Here is a 15842-nt window from a genome sequence, read left to right as displayed (position 1 = left end):
TCACGCCCGGCATTGACTACTTACGACAACCGACTACTTCACCGAAAATGCTTCGTAGATCTTGATAGCCGCTGGACCGACCAACACGATGAATGTCGCCGGGAAAATGCACACCATCATGGGAAGCATGATTTTCACCGACGCTTTTTGTGCGTTTTCTTCCGCGGCTTGCTCGCGTTGATAACGAAGCGTGTCCGAATGGCTTCTCAACGCGTCTGCTATGTTGGCCCCGTGCCGATGGCCTTCAGAAATCAAACTGCTCAGGATCTGGACCGGCTCGTAGTCGGTCCGCTCCGCCAAACGCTTCATCGCCATGTCGAGTGAAGAGCCGAGCTCGACGTCGCGTTGTACCCCCGCCATCTCTAGTGCAAGCTCACGGTGTGCCGATTGCAGTTCACCTGCGACACGCCGCAGGCTGTCCTGCAAACTGAGGCCCGCATCGAGACACACGACCACAAGGTCCAAGAAGTCGGGCAACGACGCCTTCAACGTCGATCGGTATCGTGTCAGTTTGCTATTCAACCATAGAATCGGAATGATCCAACCCAATGCGGAACCGCCAAAGAGAATGTAAACGGCCACGGTTCCAGTGCACCAATGCAACTGCCAAGCCAAGAACGACACGATCACCGGGAGGATGACCAAACCACCGCGGACCGCGAGAAAGAAATGAACCGCACTCTTGTTTCGAATTGCAGCCGACGCGAGTCGCTTTTGCAACGTTTCGGTCTGTGCCAACTTCGAAAGCGATCCGTACTTCGAAAGCTTCGCGAATAGCTCGCCCAGTTTCTTCCGGTCGATCCATTGTTTTCGTTCAATTTGCTGGGGAACGCCGTCCGAATACAAGGACTCCATCCGCCGATGGACAGTTACCCCATAGCGGTTGAATTGGCTCATCACCAAGTAAACAACGATCGCCGTAAAAACGAACACCGCGAGGATCGTGACAACCTGAGTACCCATTCAAGACCCCCGTGAGCTTAGAACCGGAAATTGACGATTCGATAAATCCAGAAGAATCCAACGGCTTGTAGAGCCGCGGTGACCAACAGCAATTCCTTTTTTGTCATCAGGACTTCGACATAGTCCGGCGCGATGAATTGCAACGCAATGAATGCCACAACGGGCAACATCAACAGAACGAATGCTTGCATCCGCCCTTCGCTGGTCAGAGTTTTGACACGCTGTTTCAGCCGCCCCCGCTTTTCCATCGTTGCCGACAGGTTTTGCAACAACTCTGGCAAGTCGCCACCAGACTTCGATTGAACGAGTAATGCGACTACGAAAATCTGCAAGTCCATGACTCCCGTCCGTTCGCCCAGTTTCCGGAGGGCTAACTCCTTTGCCAAACCTCGGTCTTGCTGCTCACAACAAAGGGCAAACTCCGTCGAAATCGGTTTGGGAAAGCGGTCCGCAATGCTTCTCATTGCCGAGTTAACCGTCTTCCCCGAGCGAACCGCACGACTGATCGATTGGAAGACGCCAGGCAATTGTTCGATCAATTTACGGTTCCGCGCCCGACGCATCATTTCCAACATGATCGCGGGGACGAAGACTGTGAACACACCGATCGGTATCGCAACCCATCCGATCAACCAAAACGCCGCGACGCCGAGCACAACGCCGGCCCCCAGGCTGCCCCAGCAGAACGTACGAACGCTGCAATCGATTTCAGTGTTCTCGATCAAACGCGCGAGGGCTTTCACCAACTTTTGTTTCGGTGAATCGTGTTCCTCGGTTTGCAAAGACGACTGCTTAAAGATCGAAAGAATCGACCCTTCTTCCATCGATCCGCCGAGGTCACGAAGGCGGCGTTCTGTAATCAACCTTCGCGAAGGCGATCTCGCGAAAGAAAGACACCGACTAGCAGCACTACTCCGCCGACGGCGAGGAAAGCGATACCGGCAATCAGATATGGAATCATCGCTGCTCGCTGTTAGATAACCTGAACGTCTCTTGGCCTGATTCCCGATTCTTGCAAGCGTGACATGCAATTCGGCACCACCCCGGTCGCTTCGAAAACCCCTGTCGCGTGTCCGTTTTTGTCGAGTCCCGTTCGCCGGAATTCGAAGATGTCGTGCATGCTGATCAGTTCCCCGTGTACGCCGGTGACTTCCGAAATCTGTACGATCTTTCGGTGTCCGCCGGTCATACGCTCAACTTGAACGACGATATTGATCGCGGATGCGATTTGCCGGTGGATGAACCACATGGGAAGTTCCGGTGCAGCCATCCCGACCAACATTTCGAGACGGCTAAGTGCTTCACGCGTGTTGTTCGCGTGAATGGTCGACATACTGCCGTCGTGGCCTGTGTTCATTGCCTGCAGCATGTCAAACGCTTCTGCGCCGCGGCATTCCCCGACGATGATTCGGTCCGGACGCATCCGCAACGCGTTCCGCAAAAGGTCACCTGATGTGATTGCACCTTTTCCGTCAATGTTGGCCGACCGGGTCTCCATTCGGGCGACGTGTGGTTGTTGCAGTCGCAGTTCCGCAGCATCCTCGATGGTGGCGATCCGTTCCGATTTGTCGATGAATCCGGACAGCAGGTTCAGCAGCGTGGTCTTACCACCGCCGGTACCGCCAGAAACCAAAACATTCAGCTTGGCTTTGACGCACGCGGACAAGAACGAAAGCATGTCCGATGTCGCCGTTTGACGAACAATCAAGTCCTTGATATCGAGCACGTTGCTGGAAAAGCGTCGAATTGACACCAGCGCGCCGTCCAATGCCAATGGGTGTATCACCGCGTTCAAGCGGCTGCCGTCAGGTAATCGAGCGTCAACCATCGGTGACGATTCATCGATGCGACGTCCCACGCGCCCGGAAATTCGTTGCACAATGTCGATCAAATGATCGTTATCACGGAACCGCACCGAAGTCCGTTCCAACACCCCTTTTCGTTCGACATAAACGTTCGTCGGACCGTTGATCAAGATGTCCGAAACGGACGGGTCATTCATCAGCGGCTCCAATGGTCCAAGCCCAAGAGTCTCGTTGAGCAGTTCTTCGATCAGCCGAACGCGGTCGACGCTCGAAAGCAGATCGGAGTGCTTGTTGCAAAGACGCTCAACACCCAGGCGGAGCTCTTGCCGCATGACTGCTTCGTCAACATTGCGCGACGCTTCGAGATCCAATTCCGCAATTAAACGCTCATGGATTTCCGCCTTCAGGTTTTGAAACCAGATTTCATGCGCCGGGTTGTTTGCCATCGCGACAGCTCGGTCCATTCAACCTACTCCTAAATTAGCTTGACGTTTAACGGGGCGCTGGACTTGGGGAAGATCGAATGACACTCCCCAATCGATCGAGAAATGAGGTCGACTTTTTGGCCGCGGTACTGTTTTTCCGCTGCCGATCGAGAGAAACGCCGGTGACCGATTCAGAGATCTTCAGCAACCCCTGTGCACAACGGCAACCGGGGTTCTGCAGGACCAACGGTTCCCCCAAATTGATTGACGACGTTTGATTGACCGGCTCCAACTTGACTGTCGCAAGCTCATTCACTTGAAGCACTTTCTTGACGCTTGCGGGCGGCAACTCACTTTCACATTCGTTGAAGAATGCGACAACTTGTATCAAGTCCGGTTTGATCCCGTTGGCCGATAAGTATTTGATCAAACCCTTGGTGCGTACCACTGATGCCATGTCCAACCGACAAGGGACAAAAATTGCCTCGCTAGAAACCAGCGCACGCATCTGTTCTCCGAATGCCGGGCGATCACAGTGGACCAACGTGTAGGGACGCGAAAGCATTGCGTATTCCACAATTCGACTGCATAAGTTCAAGTCGAATTCTTCGCGGTTGGAATACAGCGGGGGACTCGCCACCAAGTGGATACCGCAATCGTGTTTGGCAATCACTTGATCAATCATCGAATCATCCAGACCCATTCGCTGGGTGAGCAGATCGCGCAGCGTATGCGTCGGACTCATGTTCAACATCGTCGCTAGGTCGCCGCCGTGCAGGTGCAAATCGACCAGTGCACACTTGCCGGCCGTTTTCGCAAACGCAGCTGCTAAGTTGACAGCCAACAAGGACGATTCGAGGTAGCAGTTCGATGACAGCACCGAAACGATTTTCCCAACCTTTCCCTCACCGACAGATGCGGCATGTAGGCGTGACAATAGCTTGATAAAGTCAGACCTAAAACTCTCCGTCAGTGTCAGCACATCGGACGCGCCCGCGCGAAACAGATTCAACGCGACATCGGACTCGATCGCTTCGAGCAATACGACGACCTTGGCCGACCCCTGCTCATGAAATCGACTAATTGTGCGGAGCAAGTTTTGGTCGATCGACTTCACCGCGAGGAAACAGACACACCCTGGAACCAGCATGTTTTCCATTTCTTTGGCAATCCAGGCCAATTCGACTTCGCGTCCTTCGTGGTGCGCCACCCCTGCTTCGAGAAGCTCATTTCTCAGCCTCGACGTGACGTTTTCATTTTCATTGATGATCCAGAATTCATTCATATAAGTTGCGTCTTTGCTTCAGCAGGAGAACGTGTCTATGCCAACTGGCTCGACACGGTGCGTATCAATCGCAAGGAGGATGCGTTGATCACAATTACATTGGTATTGATTGCTTTCCCTCATCCGACGCCGACCGCCTGCGACCTTCCACTCGGACGGTCAGTTCGGATCGTCTGCTCAACTACAATCATCCCCAGCAATCGCTGTCGATTCGATAAACCTGGCTCCCGAACTTTACCTTTGCAATCCACAACAATGGTGGGTCTGAGGGCCAAACTACAAGTGCTATTTGCCTGATCTCGAGTAATAAAACAGTCGTCATCCACAAGAAACTTTATGCATTTAACACCGCAGACTCTTTCGGCTCTGATACCAGGCTGACAACCTTCACTGTGTCACCGATCGCCCCGTGTTGATAGTGATTTTCGATCATCCTCAAGGCGGATTCCGTAATCTTCTGACCTTTGCTCATCAACAGTGTCCCGCCGCTGCAACGCAGTTCCTCGGCCAAGACTTGACCCTCAGTGAGGCTGTGAATCGAGATCGTTCTCGATTCGGCATGTTTCTCTTGACGGACATAATCAACGAGCGCGTCGACCAACTCATCGCCAAATTTCTCAGCCGATTTGCGTAATTCGTTCATCGCGTGCAGCGGCGATTTGCTTCGTTTTTCAAGACGCTCGTATTCGAACGCCAAACGCAGCACCTTTGATTTCCGGGTGAGTTCCGGTGACTGCTGGACGCCCTGCAAACCGCCAGGTGCTTGTGCCGCAATGATGTCGCCAACACTCTCGAGCCGAGGGATTTTGTGCAGTAGACGACTTGCCAGTTCAGGATGCCTATCAAATTGAGTTTGTTCTTCGCTGGTCAGCGGTTGACCCATGAACTTTTTCTCCAACAGTGTGGAGGGCAAGGTCACACACCCGAGCGACGAAAGCATGGCGGCAATCTCGACTTGCCAAGCGTCGTCGATGTCAAGTCGGCTGAGTAACCCTTCGACGATTCGACGAACCCGTACAGACTGGCCGAATGCGAGCGGCCTGACAAGCGACAACATGTCGGCAAGCATATCGACGCTTCCATGCAATGTTCCTTCAACCAAATCGTGTTCGGACCGAACCAATTCGTACTGACGAATCCCGGCACGAAGTGAGAGTGCCATGTCTTGTTCGCTACAAGGTTTCGCCAAAAAACGAAAGATATGCCCTTCGTTGATCGCACGAATGATCAAATTCAGTTCGGCAAATCCGGTCATGATCATGCGAACCGATTCCGGAGATCGCGCACACACTTCTTTTAGAAAATCGACGCCGTTCATTTCAGGCATTCGCATGTCAGAAATGACGACGGCGAAAGGACAGTCAGGATCAATTTGATCGAGTGCTTCTCGGGGGCCCTTGGCTGTCGAAATATCGAACGAATCGCCTTGTTGGCGAACGACTCCGCGCAGCAGTTTTTCGTCATCATCGACGACCAGGACCCGACTCGTTCCCACTGACCGACTAGTTCCCATTGTGCGCCTCCTCCGACTCATCGCACGCTCGTTGTCCCCATTGGGCAAGCTTCGATCTAAAGTCGGCCAATTCCTCGACCGATGCGTGACCACGGAAATCCGACTCTGGGATTGCGGTCTCTTCGATCTCCCCTTCACAACCATTGGCGATCCAGTTCGCCGCGAATAGGATCTGGCACGCTTGGCTAGATCTTGCGCAGATATCCAGACTGTGGTGTGTTGCGACCGTTTGGATCAGCGATTCAGGAACTCCCCAAAGTTCCAGCAGGTATGCACCGATGCCTGAATGCGAGGCGCCGAACTCCTCCAATTCACATCTCCACAGCGCGATCCCTTCCGCCTGCTTCCGTTGCAAGACTTTCTGATATCGATCGGGAAATGCGTTCCACAAAACCATTTTGCCGATGTCGTGCAGCAGACCGCCAGATAGCACCGTATTGAGCGTCGTCGAATCGACGGATTCCCATTTGGCGATGCGACGGGCCATGTTTGCGACTTCGACGCTATGGGCGAAAAGGTGATTTACTTTCTCGATGTCACCCGTCTGACTCGGCGAAAACACCGCAAGCGAAATCGCGACTGCTTTGACGAGTTCCGTTCCGATCAGAGACAAGCACTGTTCAATTTCAACGACCTGATGCCTTTGTCCAAAAATCGCTGAATTTGCGAGCTGCAACAGCTTCCCGGCAAGGATCGGGTCTTTGGAAATCACCTTTGCCAGCGAGGCCGTTGTGCTGACATCAGAGTTGATTTCACGATCGATCTCCTCGATCATTTTCGGAATCGTTGGCAAACAGTTTGCTTTGCCGATGGCATCGAGAACTTCGACGGAAGTGATCATTTGTTGGAACACTTCCGCCCGACGAATGATATTGATCAAAACATCGGGATCGCATGGCTTAGCCAAGTATTGGTGCATCGGTTTGATCGCCCGCAGCACAGACTTGCGGTCGGCCTGGCCCGAAAGCACGATGCGGAGAACGTTGGGAAACCGCTGCTCGACGATCTCAAGCAGTTCAGCGCCATCCATTTCGGGCATGCTCATGTCCGAAACGACAACGTTGAAGCGGTCGCCCTCGAGCATTTTGATCGCGTCGGAACCTGACAATGCGGTTTCAACCTCCCAATGATCGGCTTCGCACTCGATCATCCGAGAGACTCCACGCAATACATGTGCCTCGTCGTCGACCAACAGGATCTTCACAGGGCGCCTCCGTTGGCGGCGACCACGACATCCAGCTCGTTCGCTTCGTCATCGGCAATGAATGGCAAACGGATGTAAAACGTCGTCCCTTCACCCTCACGAACATCAAATGTCAATTCGCCCGCGTGTTTGTTGACAACAACTGCCCTGGCCAACGCCAAGCCTTGACCGGTGCCTTTGCCGACATCTTTCGTCGTGAAGAACGGCTCAAATACCCGGTCCCGAATTTCGCTCGGGATACCGCCACCGTTATCAGCAATGACCACCACCGCATTGTTGGCATCATGGCTGGTCGAAATTTCAATCTTGCCGCGTTCAATTCCCGTGCAAGCGATGCGATCTTGGATCGCGTGGATCGCGTTGACAATGATGTTTAAAAAGGCTTGATTGAGCTCACTCGGGAAAGCCAACAAGTCTGGCATGTCCGTCGAGAAGTTTGTTTGCACGTCGGCGATATGCTTCCATTCATTGCGTGCGACCGTGATGGTCGATTGCAAAATGTGATTCAGATCGATGTAGGACTTCTCGGCCGTTCCCGGATGGGACAGCTCTTTCATCGCGGACACGATTTTCGCCACCGCGTCGACCCCTTGAATGGAATCCGACAACGCTTCTGGCAATTGCGTTAACCAGTAGCCGAGCTTCTTTGCGGTGATATCTTTCGCGAGAGTTTTTCGCCGAGCGATGATTTCGTCGTCACTGATCGATTCGTCAATCAAGTCCGGAAGGCACTCCAACAAACTGTTGAACCGACTTAAAGTCTTTTCGACATAGCGAATGTTGTCGCCGATGTATTGCATCGGCGTATTGATCTCATGAGCGACCCCGGCCGCCAACTGTCCCACGGATTCCAAACGCTGAGCTTGGTCAAGTTGCGATTGCAGTTTCTTTTGCAGAGTCACATCGTTGGCAAGAATCAAACGCGAGTGAGAGTTTGCGGCATCGATCACCGGAAAGACGCTCGTTTCCAATGTCTTTCGATTGTTCTCGTTGTCGATGAAATGCAATTCGGATCGGCAGGGACCGTGCGACGAACGCTCCAAAATCAAATGGGCAGTGCTCAGCGGGTCGACCCAGCGGATGGGCAACTCGGAAAAGAATTTCCCCAGCGCCTGTGCCTCGCGAATCTTGAACACGTGTTCGGCGATTGGGTTCCAACGGGAAACCAGCCCGGTCGAATCGAGGCTGATCAAGATGGATGTAATCGATTGAATCAAGGTCTCGGCGTTTTCCTGGGCTTCCTGAAGTTCGGCCGCCTGCGCCGTAAACGCCTTCTCGAGATTTTCCATTCGCGTGAGTGAGATCTCCAGCAACCGGCGTTTCTCGCAAAGCGATGTCGCAAGCTGGACGACTTCGATTTCGTCGAAAGGCTTTTTGAGGACTAACAAACGATCGTTGTGCCCAAGTCGTTCGACAATCCGCTGCCAACTGTGATCGGAATACGCGGTGCAGATTACCACCTGCAGTTTTTCATCGGCTTGCCAAAGTCGCTGAATGGTTTCAACGCCGTCCCAGCCTGGTGGCATTCGCATGTCAACGAACGCAACGCTAAATGGCTCTTCGTCCTTGAGCGCAGTTTCCAACAGTTGCAGACCTTCCTGGCCTTGCGTTGCGTGGACCAAATCAAAATCGAAAAGCTTCTGTACGTTGCCCTTGCGGCCGAACAATTCGGCGTCCAATTCATCGAGCGATTCATTTCGAGCATCCGATCTTAGGATCTTGTCAAAATCGCCATGAATCGCTTCGTTGTCGTCGATCACCAGGATCCGGCGAAACCGACTCCCCTCGTCACTGATCGGCTTATTCATACGCACGCTCCCCTGTAATACAAATTGTCTCGTGATCAATTGATTCATTCAGCGACGCCTCTGTTGAAGGCAACTTCAACTCAAATGTCGCTCCACATCCCACGCCATCACTGAACCCCGTCAGGACACCACCGATCTCCTTTGCGGCATTGGCGCTGCTGTGCAGACCAAAGCCATACCCAGTCTTCTTTGTCGTGAAACCATGCTGAAAGATTCGCGCCAAACGTTCGGGAGGAATCCCGACACCGTTGTCACCGACGCTCAAAATCATCCATTCGTCGGTGCAAGTCGCGGTGACGGTCACGGTCGGTGACGGCACACCCGACTCGCGTAGCGAATCGATCGCGTTTTTGATCAGGTTGATCAGGATCTGAAGGATTCGATGCTTGTCCGAAACGAACACTGGCACACACTCATCGATTTGTTGGTTGATGATAATTTTGTCTCTTTGGATCGATGCCTTGTTCGCCGATATCGCGTCGCGAAAGACATCATGGACATCAAGCTTTTGCACCAATCCGGAGCACTTCGCCGTGGACTGCTGCACCGAGATGATCGCTTTGATGTGATCGATGTTTGAAACGAGATCGGAGAACTCCGTGATCATGTCCAGACGCCCTTCCTGCATCGAGTCTTTCAAACGTCTCAGGTATTCTGGAACGAGTCGTCCCCGATGTTCGTCTTTCACGAACGCGAAAAAGTCGCCTTCATATTCATCGATCAATCCAGAGATACGTTCCAATTTGTCGATCGGACTGTCTTCGAGTTGTTTGCGAATGATTGAAGCAGAAACATTCACGCTATTGAGGATGTTCCCCACGTTGTGAAGCACTCCAGTAGCGATCTCCGCCATGCCTGCCCGTCGTGAGACATCCAACAATTCCTGATGCAGTTTTTGGTTTTCCTGCTCGGCCTCGATCCGCTCGGTAATGTCAAAAACCGTTCCATCAATTAGCGGGTCTTCGTCGCAGTTATCCACACACTTGCCGCGTTCCCAGACCCACCGAATGTTTTCATTCTTGTCAACGATTCGATACTCGATCGAGAATTCACCACGCTGCTGAATCGACGTTTCGATATGTTTGCGAACGCGTGCGTCGTCTTCCGGATGAATGAAATCCAAATGGGAGCGTCTGCGGATATGGCAGATGGACTCGGAGGCATCCGAGACAACGAACTCGTCTGCCGGATAGCCAGTGATCCTTTCGATCCATCGGCTCATGAAGATGCTTTTGTCATCTCGATGCAAATAGCGCCGATAGAACGCACCGGGTACGTTGTCAAAAATCGATCGCAGTTGCTGTTCGGCTTGTGCGAGTGACAATTCGACGTTTTTGCGTTCGCTGATATCCCGGTCAATGACAATGAACCGATTCAGATCGCCGCGGATTGTCTTGATCGGACGAACCTCGGTCGCCAACCAATAGAGTTCTCCGTTCTTTCGCCGGTTGACCAATTCCAGGTTGCAACCGTCACCGTGCCGAAAAGCCTCACGCATTGTTTTGACGATCTCAGGCTTTGTCTCGCTGCAGTGTAAAAAGTCGAGGATTTGTCGCCCCAAAGCTTCTTCGGCAGAGTAGCCAGTGATCCGCGTAAAACCCTCATTGCTCCATTCGATCTTCCCTTGCGCGTCGGTGATCGAGACGGCGTTGTCGGTATGCCGCGCAACCATTGCCAACTTCTCCGCCTCGTTCGTTTTCTTCCTCAGCAGTTGATTGATTTGGACCAATTCCTGTGTCCGTTCATCGACCTGCTGGTCAACGGTGTGCTTGGCGATCTCAAGTTCCGTCTGTCGATCGCAAAGCTCCTTGAACTCGCTACGATGCCGACGACAACTGGGAACTAAGTAGGCGACGGCGAACAGCACCCAACTGACGTGCTCCAGCCATCGAATCGGGGTCTCAGCGGCAACGCCAAAAACGGATAAGGGATAAAAGACACCACGAATAAAGTGATCGATTCCGATCGTGATCGTGGCAGTGACGAGGGTTTTCCAATCACGGTAGCTGCTCAGAATCGCAAGCGACGCAAAGACGTGGAAGTGTGTCTCGATACGTCCGCCCGATAGGTGAATCAACATCGCCGACCACAACATCTGTGCAACGGCAACGACATGCCGGGTATGCGCTGCATCCGGAAAGGTTTTCAGCCAAAGGATCGTGAAACCTGATAACGCACCGCCAGCGATAATCGCGCCCCAGACATGGATGTGCACCTGGCTGGTGCTTCCGATCCACGTCAACGGTGTCCAAAACAACGCGAACAAGATGCCCAAAATCCATTGGCCAAACATGAGTCTCGCCATTAAACGATTGACCCATCGGCATTCATTCTGATAGCGAGTTTGAAATAAGTTGTTGCGTGAGGATGCCGAGTCCATTTACGAACCTAAAGAGTGGAGGAGATCGAACACCCGAACACCGGCCACTCGCTCAATGGCTCGGACGCATCGTTGATGCTGTGAATAAACTGGGTCAACGATGGACCAGTCCCTTCGTGTCCACGAAGCGATGTCAAACCGCCGCTAAAGATGCCACCGCGTCTTGGCGCAAGTACCAGACAATGCCCCGACGTCGTTATGCCGAGCGATTGTGCAATCATCCCTTGAGCATCATCGATCAATTTGATCGGCGAGATTCGCAGCAGCGTTTCGGATGTCCGTGTGTCGATCCAATCCGCAGGCGCGTCTTCAGGGAGATACGCGAACGCGATGATTTGATAGGGAGTATTTAAGAGCGGACAGGCACGCTGCAGACTTCGAGCCGACGCAACGGTACATGGACACCCCGGCTGGTAGAAAAACAAAATCGTTGTGACGTTGGTATCGCCGCCAACCTCGGCGACAAGAGACTCGACATCACTCCAAACAACATTGGTCGCGACGGCCGATGGGCGGCTGGAATAGTCAGTCAGCTGGATCACGCCAGCGAGATAAGACGCCAGCAAACTCGGAAGCGCGACGAACCGTATCAATCGATCGATCATCCAACACCGGAAGTTTGGCTTTGCTAAACACTGGTAGGATGGATATCGCTGGACTCCGCCTACGCTGCGAAGTGCAACACCTTCGTGACGGTTTCAACACCGCTCACAAGGAGCGTTCATCGAAGGTCCACCATCGTTTGCAACGCTAGCATGACTCGCGCCGACGAGCGCGAAGGTGTTCCCTTGCGGGCAAAAGGCCAGAGCCGAAGAGTTGACAATCTGGTGAACGTCTTTTGTCTCGCGTGCGTCACTTCTATCGATTCCCGCTGGCGACAATTGCCGCTTTTGACATTTGCCGCTGGCGACACTTCAATCAGGAACCGAGCGGGTGGAGATGAAAGAGTTTGCTGCCAGCGAGGTACTGCCATCAGGCGTCGAAAGACTGAAGCCGGCGACAAAGGGATGTACAGGAGTGGCGGCAAACCAATCGGGTGACAGCCTGAGCGGAGAATGACGGTCGCGGATGAGAAACAACCAGGGACCTGCACTGATTGACCCGATTTGCATACCGAAAAGTCGAAAGCAGGGCCGTTTCTTGCCCAAAATGCCCGAATCGCCGCGTGCGGTCATTACGTTTTGGCAACTGATTTATAGAATTCGGAAAAGTTTCCGATTTGGAATACTCGATACAACCCTTACAGTCCGTCCGGATTGAACTCCGCACGGCAGTGGCAGCCATTTCCCCGCTGGCACGGAATACAGAACCCACCCCGATCACGCCCCGCCGCTGATCGACAGAATTCGAGCTTTGATTCGTTAATGACTACTAAAGACGTCAAATCGGTCACCGGAATCACCGTGCGATTGGCCGGTGACTCCGGTGACGGAATGCAATTGTTGGGGACCCAACTGACCAATACGAGCGCCCTGGCCGGTAATGATGTGGCGACGTTCCCCGACTTCCCCGCCGAAATCCGGGCCCCCCGTGGGACCCGTGCCGGTGTCAGCGGTTTCCAGGTCCAGTTTGCCAAAGAAGAGATTTTCACTCCCGGCGACACGTTGGACGCGTTGGTGGTGATGAATCCAGCGGCATTGGTCACCAACATTGGCGACCTCCGCAAAGGCGGCATCTTGATCGCCAACGAAGACGGTTTCACCGAGAAAGACTTCAAACTGGCGAAGGTCGACGCCAACCCGCTTGAAGCGACGGTGATCAACGACACCTATCGCTTGTTCCGCGTCAACATGACGGAACTGACTCGCAAAGCGGTTTCGGACCACGGCCTGAGCCCCAAGATTGCTGACCGTTGCAAGAACTTCTTCGCGATGGGCTTGGTGTATTGGCTGTTTGGCCGCTCGTTGGATCCGACATTGCGATTCATCGAGGCCAAGTTTGGGAAAAAACCTGAAGTCGCTTCCGCCAACGAAGCCGCGTTGCGCGCCGGTTGGGCCTACGGTGAAACGACTGAAGCATTTGGCGAGAGCTATCAAGTCGAGGCTGCCGAGCTCGAACCTGGCACGTACCGCAACATCATGGGCAACCAAGCCTTGGCATGGGGTTTGGTCGCGGCCAGCAAACTGAGCAACAAAGAGTTGTTCTACGGCACGTACCCGATCACGCCAGCAAGTGACATTCTGCACGAACTGACCAAGCACAAGAACTTCGGCGTTCGCACCTTCCAAGCGGAGGACGAAATCGCGGCCGTCTGTGCCACCATTGGCGCTGCATTTGGCGGAACAATGGCGGTGACCGCCAGCAGTGGTCCAGGTATCGCGCTTAAAGCCGAAGCGATGGGCTTGGGCATGATGTTGGAATTGCCAATGGTCGTCGTCAACGTCCAGCGTGGCGGTCCTAGCACCGGCTTGCCGACGAAAACCGAACAGAGCGACTTGCTTCAATCGATGTTCGGCCGCAACGGCGAATCGCCATTGCCGATCATCGCACCACGTTCGCCCGCCGATTGCTTTGACATGGCAATCGAAGCTTGGCGGTTGGCGGTCGAGTGCATGGTTCCGGTGATGCTGCTCTCAGACGGCTACATCGCCAACGGTAGCGAACCATGGAAACTTCCCGAGATGAACGAACTGCCAACGATCACGGTGAAACATCCCGAGGGAGCCGATCCGGACGAGCCGTTCTTGCCCTACCTCCGCGATGAAAACCTGTCACGTCCCTGGGCGATTCCCGGTACCGAAGGCTTGATGCACCGAGTCGGCGGATTGGAAAAACAACACGAAACCGGCAACGTCAGCTATGACCCGGCCAACCACCAATTGATGGTGCAAACACGGGCCAACAAGGTCGCGAAAATTGCCGAAAGGATCCCGGAACAAGACGTCGTCGGCGAAACCAGCGGTGACTTGCTGGTCGTCTCGTGGGGCGGAACGTATGGTGCCTGCTTGACCGCAGTTCGCCGTTGCCAAGAGGCCGGCCACCGCGTCAGCCACGCGCACATTCGCTACCTGAACCCACTGCCACGAAACATCGGCGATCTGCTGAAGTCGTTCGACAAGGTTCTGGTACCCGAACTGAATATGGGACAACTACGCATGTTGCTCCGCAGCGAGTTCCTGGTCGACTGCATCGGATTCAACAAGGTGCAAGGTAAACCGTTTTCGGTCAGCGAACTGATCGAAGTGATCGAAAACCACCTGCCATCGGCGGTCCCGGCTTAAGCTGCGACGAACATCATTCCTTGCCGCCGAACCGACCGCGGCAAGTTTCCAAATCAATCAAGCCTTCATAGATACAAGCCTGTCATTGTCATGACACTTCCAGTTCTTAAAGCCGCCGATTTCGCTTCCGATCAAGACGTCCGCTGGTGCCCCGGCTGTGGCGACTACTCGATTTTGGCGCAAATGAAGAAGGTCCTGCCCGAGTTGGGCGTTCCTCGTGAAAAGACCGTGTTTATCAGCGGCATCGGCTGCAGCAGCCGCTTCCCGTACTACATGAACACCTACGGAATGCACAGCATCCACGGCCGTGCTCCAACCTTTGCGACCGGACTGAAAGCGACCCGTCCCGAACTAATGGTGTGGGTAATCACCGGTGACGGAGACGCCCTTTCAATCGGCGGCAACCACTTCATCCATGTTCTGCGCCGCAACGTTGACCTGAATATCGTCCTGTTCAACAACCGGATCTATGGCTTGACCAAAGGCCAGTACAGCCCAACGACAAATGAAGGGCAAGTCACCAAAAGTACGCCGATGGGATCGATCGATCACCCGCTCAGCCCGCTGTCGGTTGCGTTGGCGGCCGAAGCGACGTTTGTCGCAAGGTCACTCGACGCGCACGTCAAACACCTCGGAATGGTGCTGCAGCGGGCCGCAGAACACAAAGGCACTTCGCTGGTCGAGGTCTACCAGAACTGCAACGTGTTCAACGATGGTGCGATGGCTTACGCCCAAGAGAAAAAGCAACGTGCCGACAACGTCGTCGAACTCGAACACGGCAAACCGCTGACGTTCGGTAAGGACAACGAAAAAGGCATCCGCTTGGTCGGCAACCACCTGCAAATTGTTGAACGTAGCGAAGTTCCCGATGACGACTTGCTGATCCACGATGAAAAGGATCCGAACCCGTCGATCCAAATGATGCTCGCTCGCATGCGATATCCAGAAATGCCGGAACCCATTGGGGTCCTTCGTGATGTCGAAGGCGTGCCGACTTACAACGACCAAATCAACGACCAAGTCAAACTCGCACGCGAAAAACGCGGTGAAGGTGACCTTCAAGCATTGTTCACATCCGGTGACACTTGGGTCGTAGAATAATGCGATCGTCATGATCGCATGACATTCCAAACACGCTGCCAGTCAAGGATTGATCGACAGCGAAGCAGCTACTCAATTCAGCAATCCGGTACGGACGAGTCACCATGCTCGCCGGTCACCGGATAACGGACTTGGGT

At 53.7% G+C, this 15842-nt stretch carries 11 protein-coding genes; 2 read left to right on the top strand and 9 right to left on the bottom strand.

Annotated elements, in window-relative coordinates; genetic code table 11:
• Window positions 1-33 precede the first annotated feature (33 nt).
• From CGZ80_RS18255 to CGZ80_RS18215, 9 genes are all read right to left on the bottom strand, one after another.
• Window positions 34-963, bottom strand: a complete 930-nt coding sequence (locus CGZ80_RS18255; RefSeq protein WP_094417078.1) for a type II secretion system F family protein — start codon at window positions 961-963, stop codon at window positions 34-36.
• A 17-nt stretch (window positions 964-980) separates the two neighbouring features.
• Window positions 981-1826: a type II secretion system F family protein gene (locus CGZ80_RS18250; protein ID WP_143544019.1), complete on the bottom strand. Its 846-nt coding sequence runs from the start codon at window positions 1824-1826 to the stop codon at window positions 981-983.
• Window positions 1827-1936: 110 nt separating this feature from the next.
• Complete coding sequence (locus CGZ80_RS18245; protein ID WP_103296576.1) at window positions 1937-3232, bottom strand: CpaF family protein; 1296 nt, start codon at window positions 3230-3232, stop codon at window positions 1937-1939.
• Window positions 3233-3260: 28 nt separating this feature from the next.
• Window positions 3261-4478 carry a CpaE family protein gene (locus CGZ80_RS18240; RefSeq protein WP_094417076.1) on the bottom strand — a complete coding sequence of 406 codons (1218 nt, stop codon included), beginning with the start codon at window positions 4476-4478 and terminating at the stop codon, window positions 3261-3263.
• Between the two features lie 334 nt (window positions 4479-4812).
• Entirely contained in the window at window positions 4813-5991 is a 1179-nt protein-coding gene (locus CGZ80_RS18235; RefSeq protein ID WP_158222760.1) for an HD domain-containing phosphohydrolase, read from the bottom strand.
• Window positions 5981-7195, bottom strand: coding sequence for a response regulator (locus tag CGZ80_RS18230; protein ID WP_094417072.1), 1215 nt, complete (start codon window positions 7193-7195; stop codon window positions 5981-5983). Before CGZ80_RS18230 ends, CGZ80_RS18235 begins: the two co-directional genes overlap by 11 nt.
• The gene (locus CGZ80_RS18225) at window positions 7192-9003 is read right to left on the bottom strand and encodes an ATP-binding protein (RefSeq protein ID WP_158222759.1); all 1812 of its coding nucleotides are present in this window, start codon (window positions 9001-9003) and stop codon (window positions 7192-7194) included. Before CGZ80_RS18225 ends, CGZ80_RS18230 begins: the two co-directional genes overlap by 4 nt.
• Window positions 8996-11308 carry a PAS domain S-box protein gene (locus CGZ80_RS18220; protein WP_233148506.1) on the bottom strand — a complete coding sequence of 771 codons (2313 nt, stop codon included), beginning with the start codon at window positions 11306-11308 and terminating at the stop codon, window positions 8996-8998. The genes CGZ80_RS18225 and CGZ80_RS18220 overlap by 8 nt, the downstream gene beginning before the upstream one ends.
• Window positions 11309-11391: 83 nt before the next feature.
• Window positions 11392-11988: a hypothetical protein gene (locus CGZ80_RS18215; protein ID WP_094417066.1), complete on the bottom strand. Its 597-nt coding sequence runs from the start codon at window positions 11986-11988 to the stop codon at window positions 11392-11394.
• A gap of 759 nt (window positions 11989-12747) precedes the next feature.
• Between CGZ80_RS18215 and CGZ80_RS18205 the strand changes: the two genes are divergently transcribed.
• Together CGZ80_RS18205 and CGZ80_RS18200 are read left to right on the top strand one after the other, a co-directional pair.
• Window positions 12748-14604: a 2-oxoacid:acceptor oxidoreductase subunit alpha gene (locus tag CGZ80_RS18205; protein WP_094417062.1), complete on the top strand. Its 1857-nt coding sequence runs from the start codon at window positions 12748-12750 to the stop codon at window positions 14602-14604.
• A gap of 90 nt (window positions 14605-14694) precedes the next feature.
• The gene (locus tag CGZ80_RS18200) at window positions 14695-15705 is read left to right on the top strand and encodes a 2-oxoacid:ferredoxin oxidoreductase subunit beta (protein ID WP_094417060.1); all 1011 of its coding nucleotides are present in this window, start codon (window positions 14695-14697) and stop codon (window positions 15703-15705) included.
• The last annotated feature ends 137 nt before the right edge of the window (window positions 15706-15842 follow it).

Origin of the sequence: Rhodopirellula sp. MGV (assembly GCF_002251265.1) — a bacterium.
GTDB lineage: Bacteria > Planctomycetota > Planctomycetia > Pirellulales > Pirellulaceae > Stieleria > Stieleria baltica_A.
The sequence above is the reverse complement of the archived record's forward strand: the minus strand, read 5'-3'. Positions and strand labels throughout refer to the sequence as shown.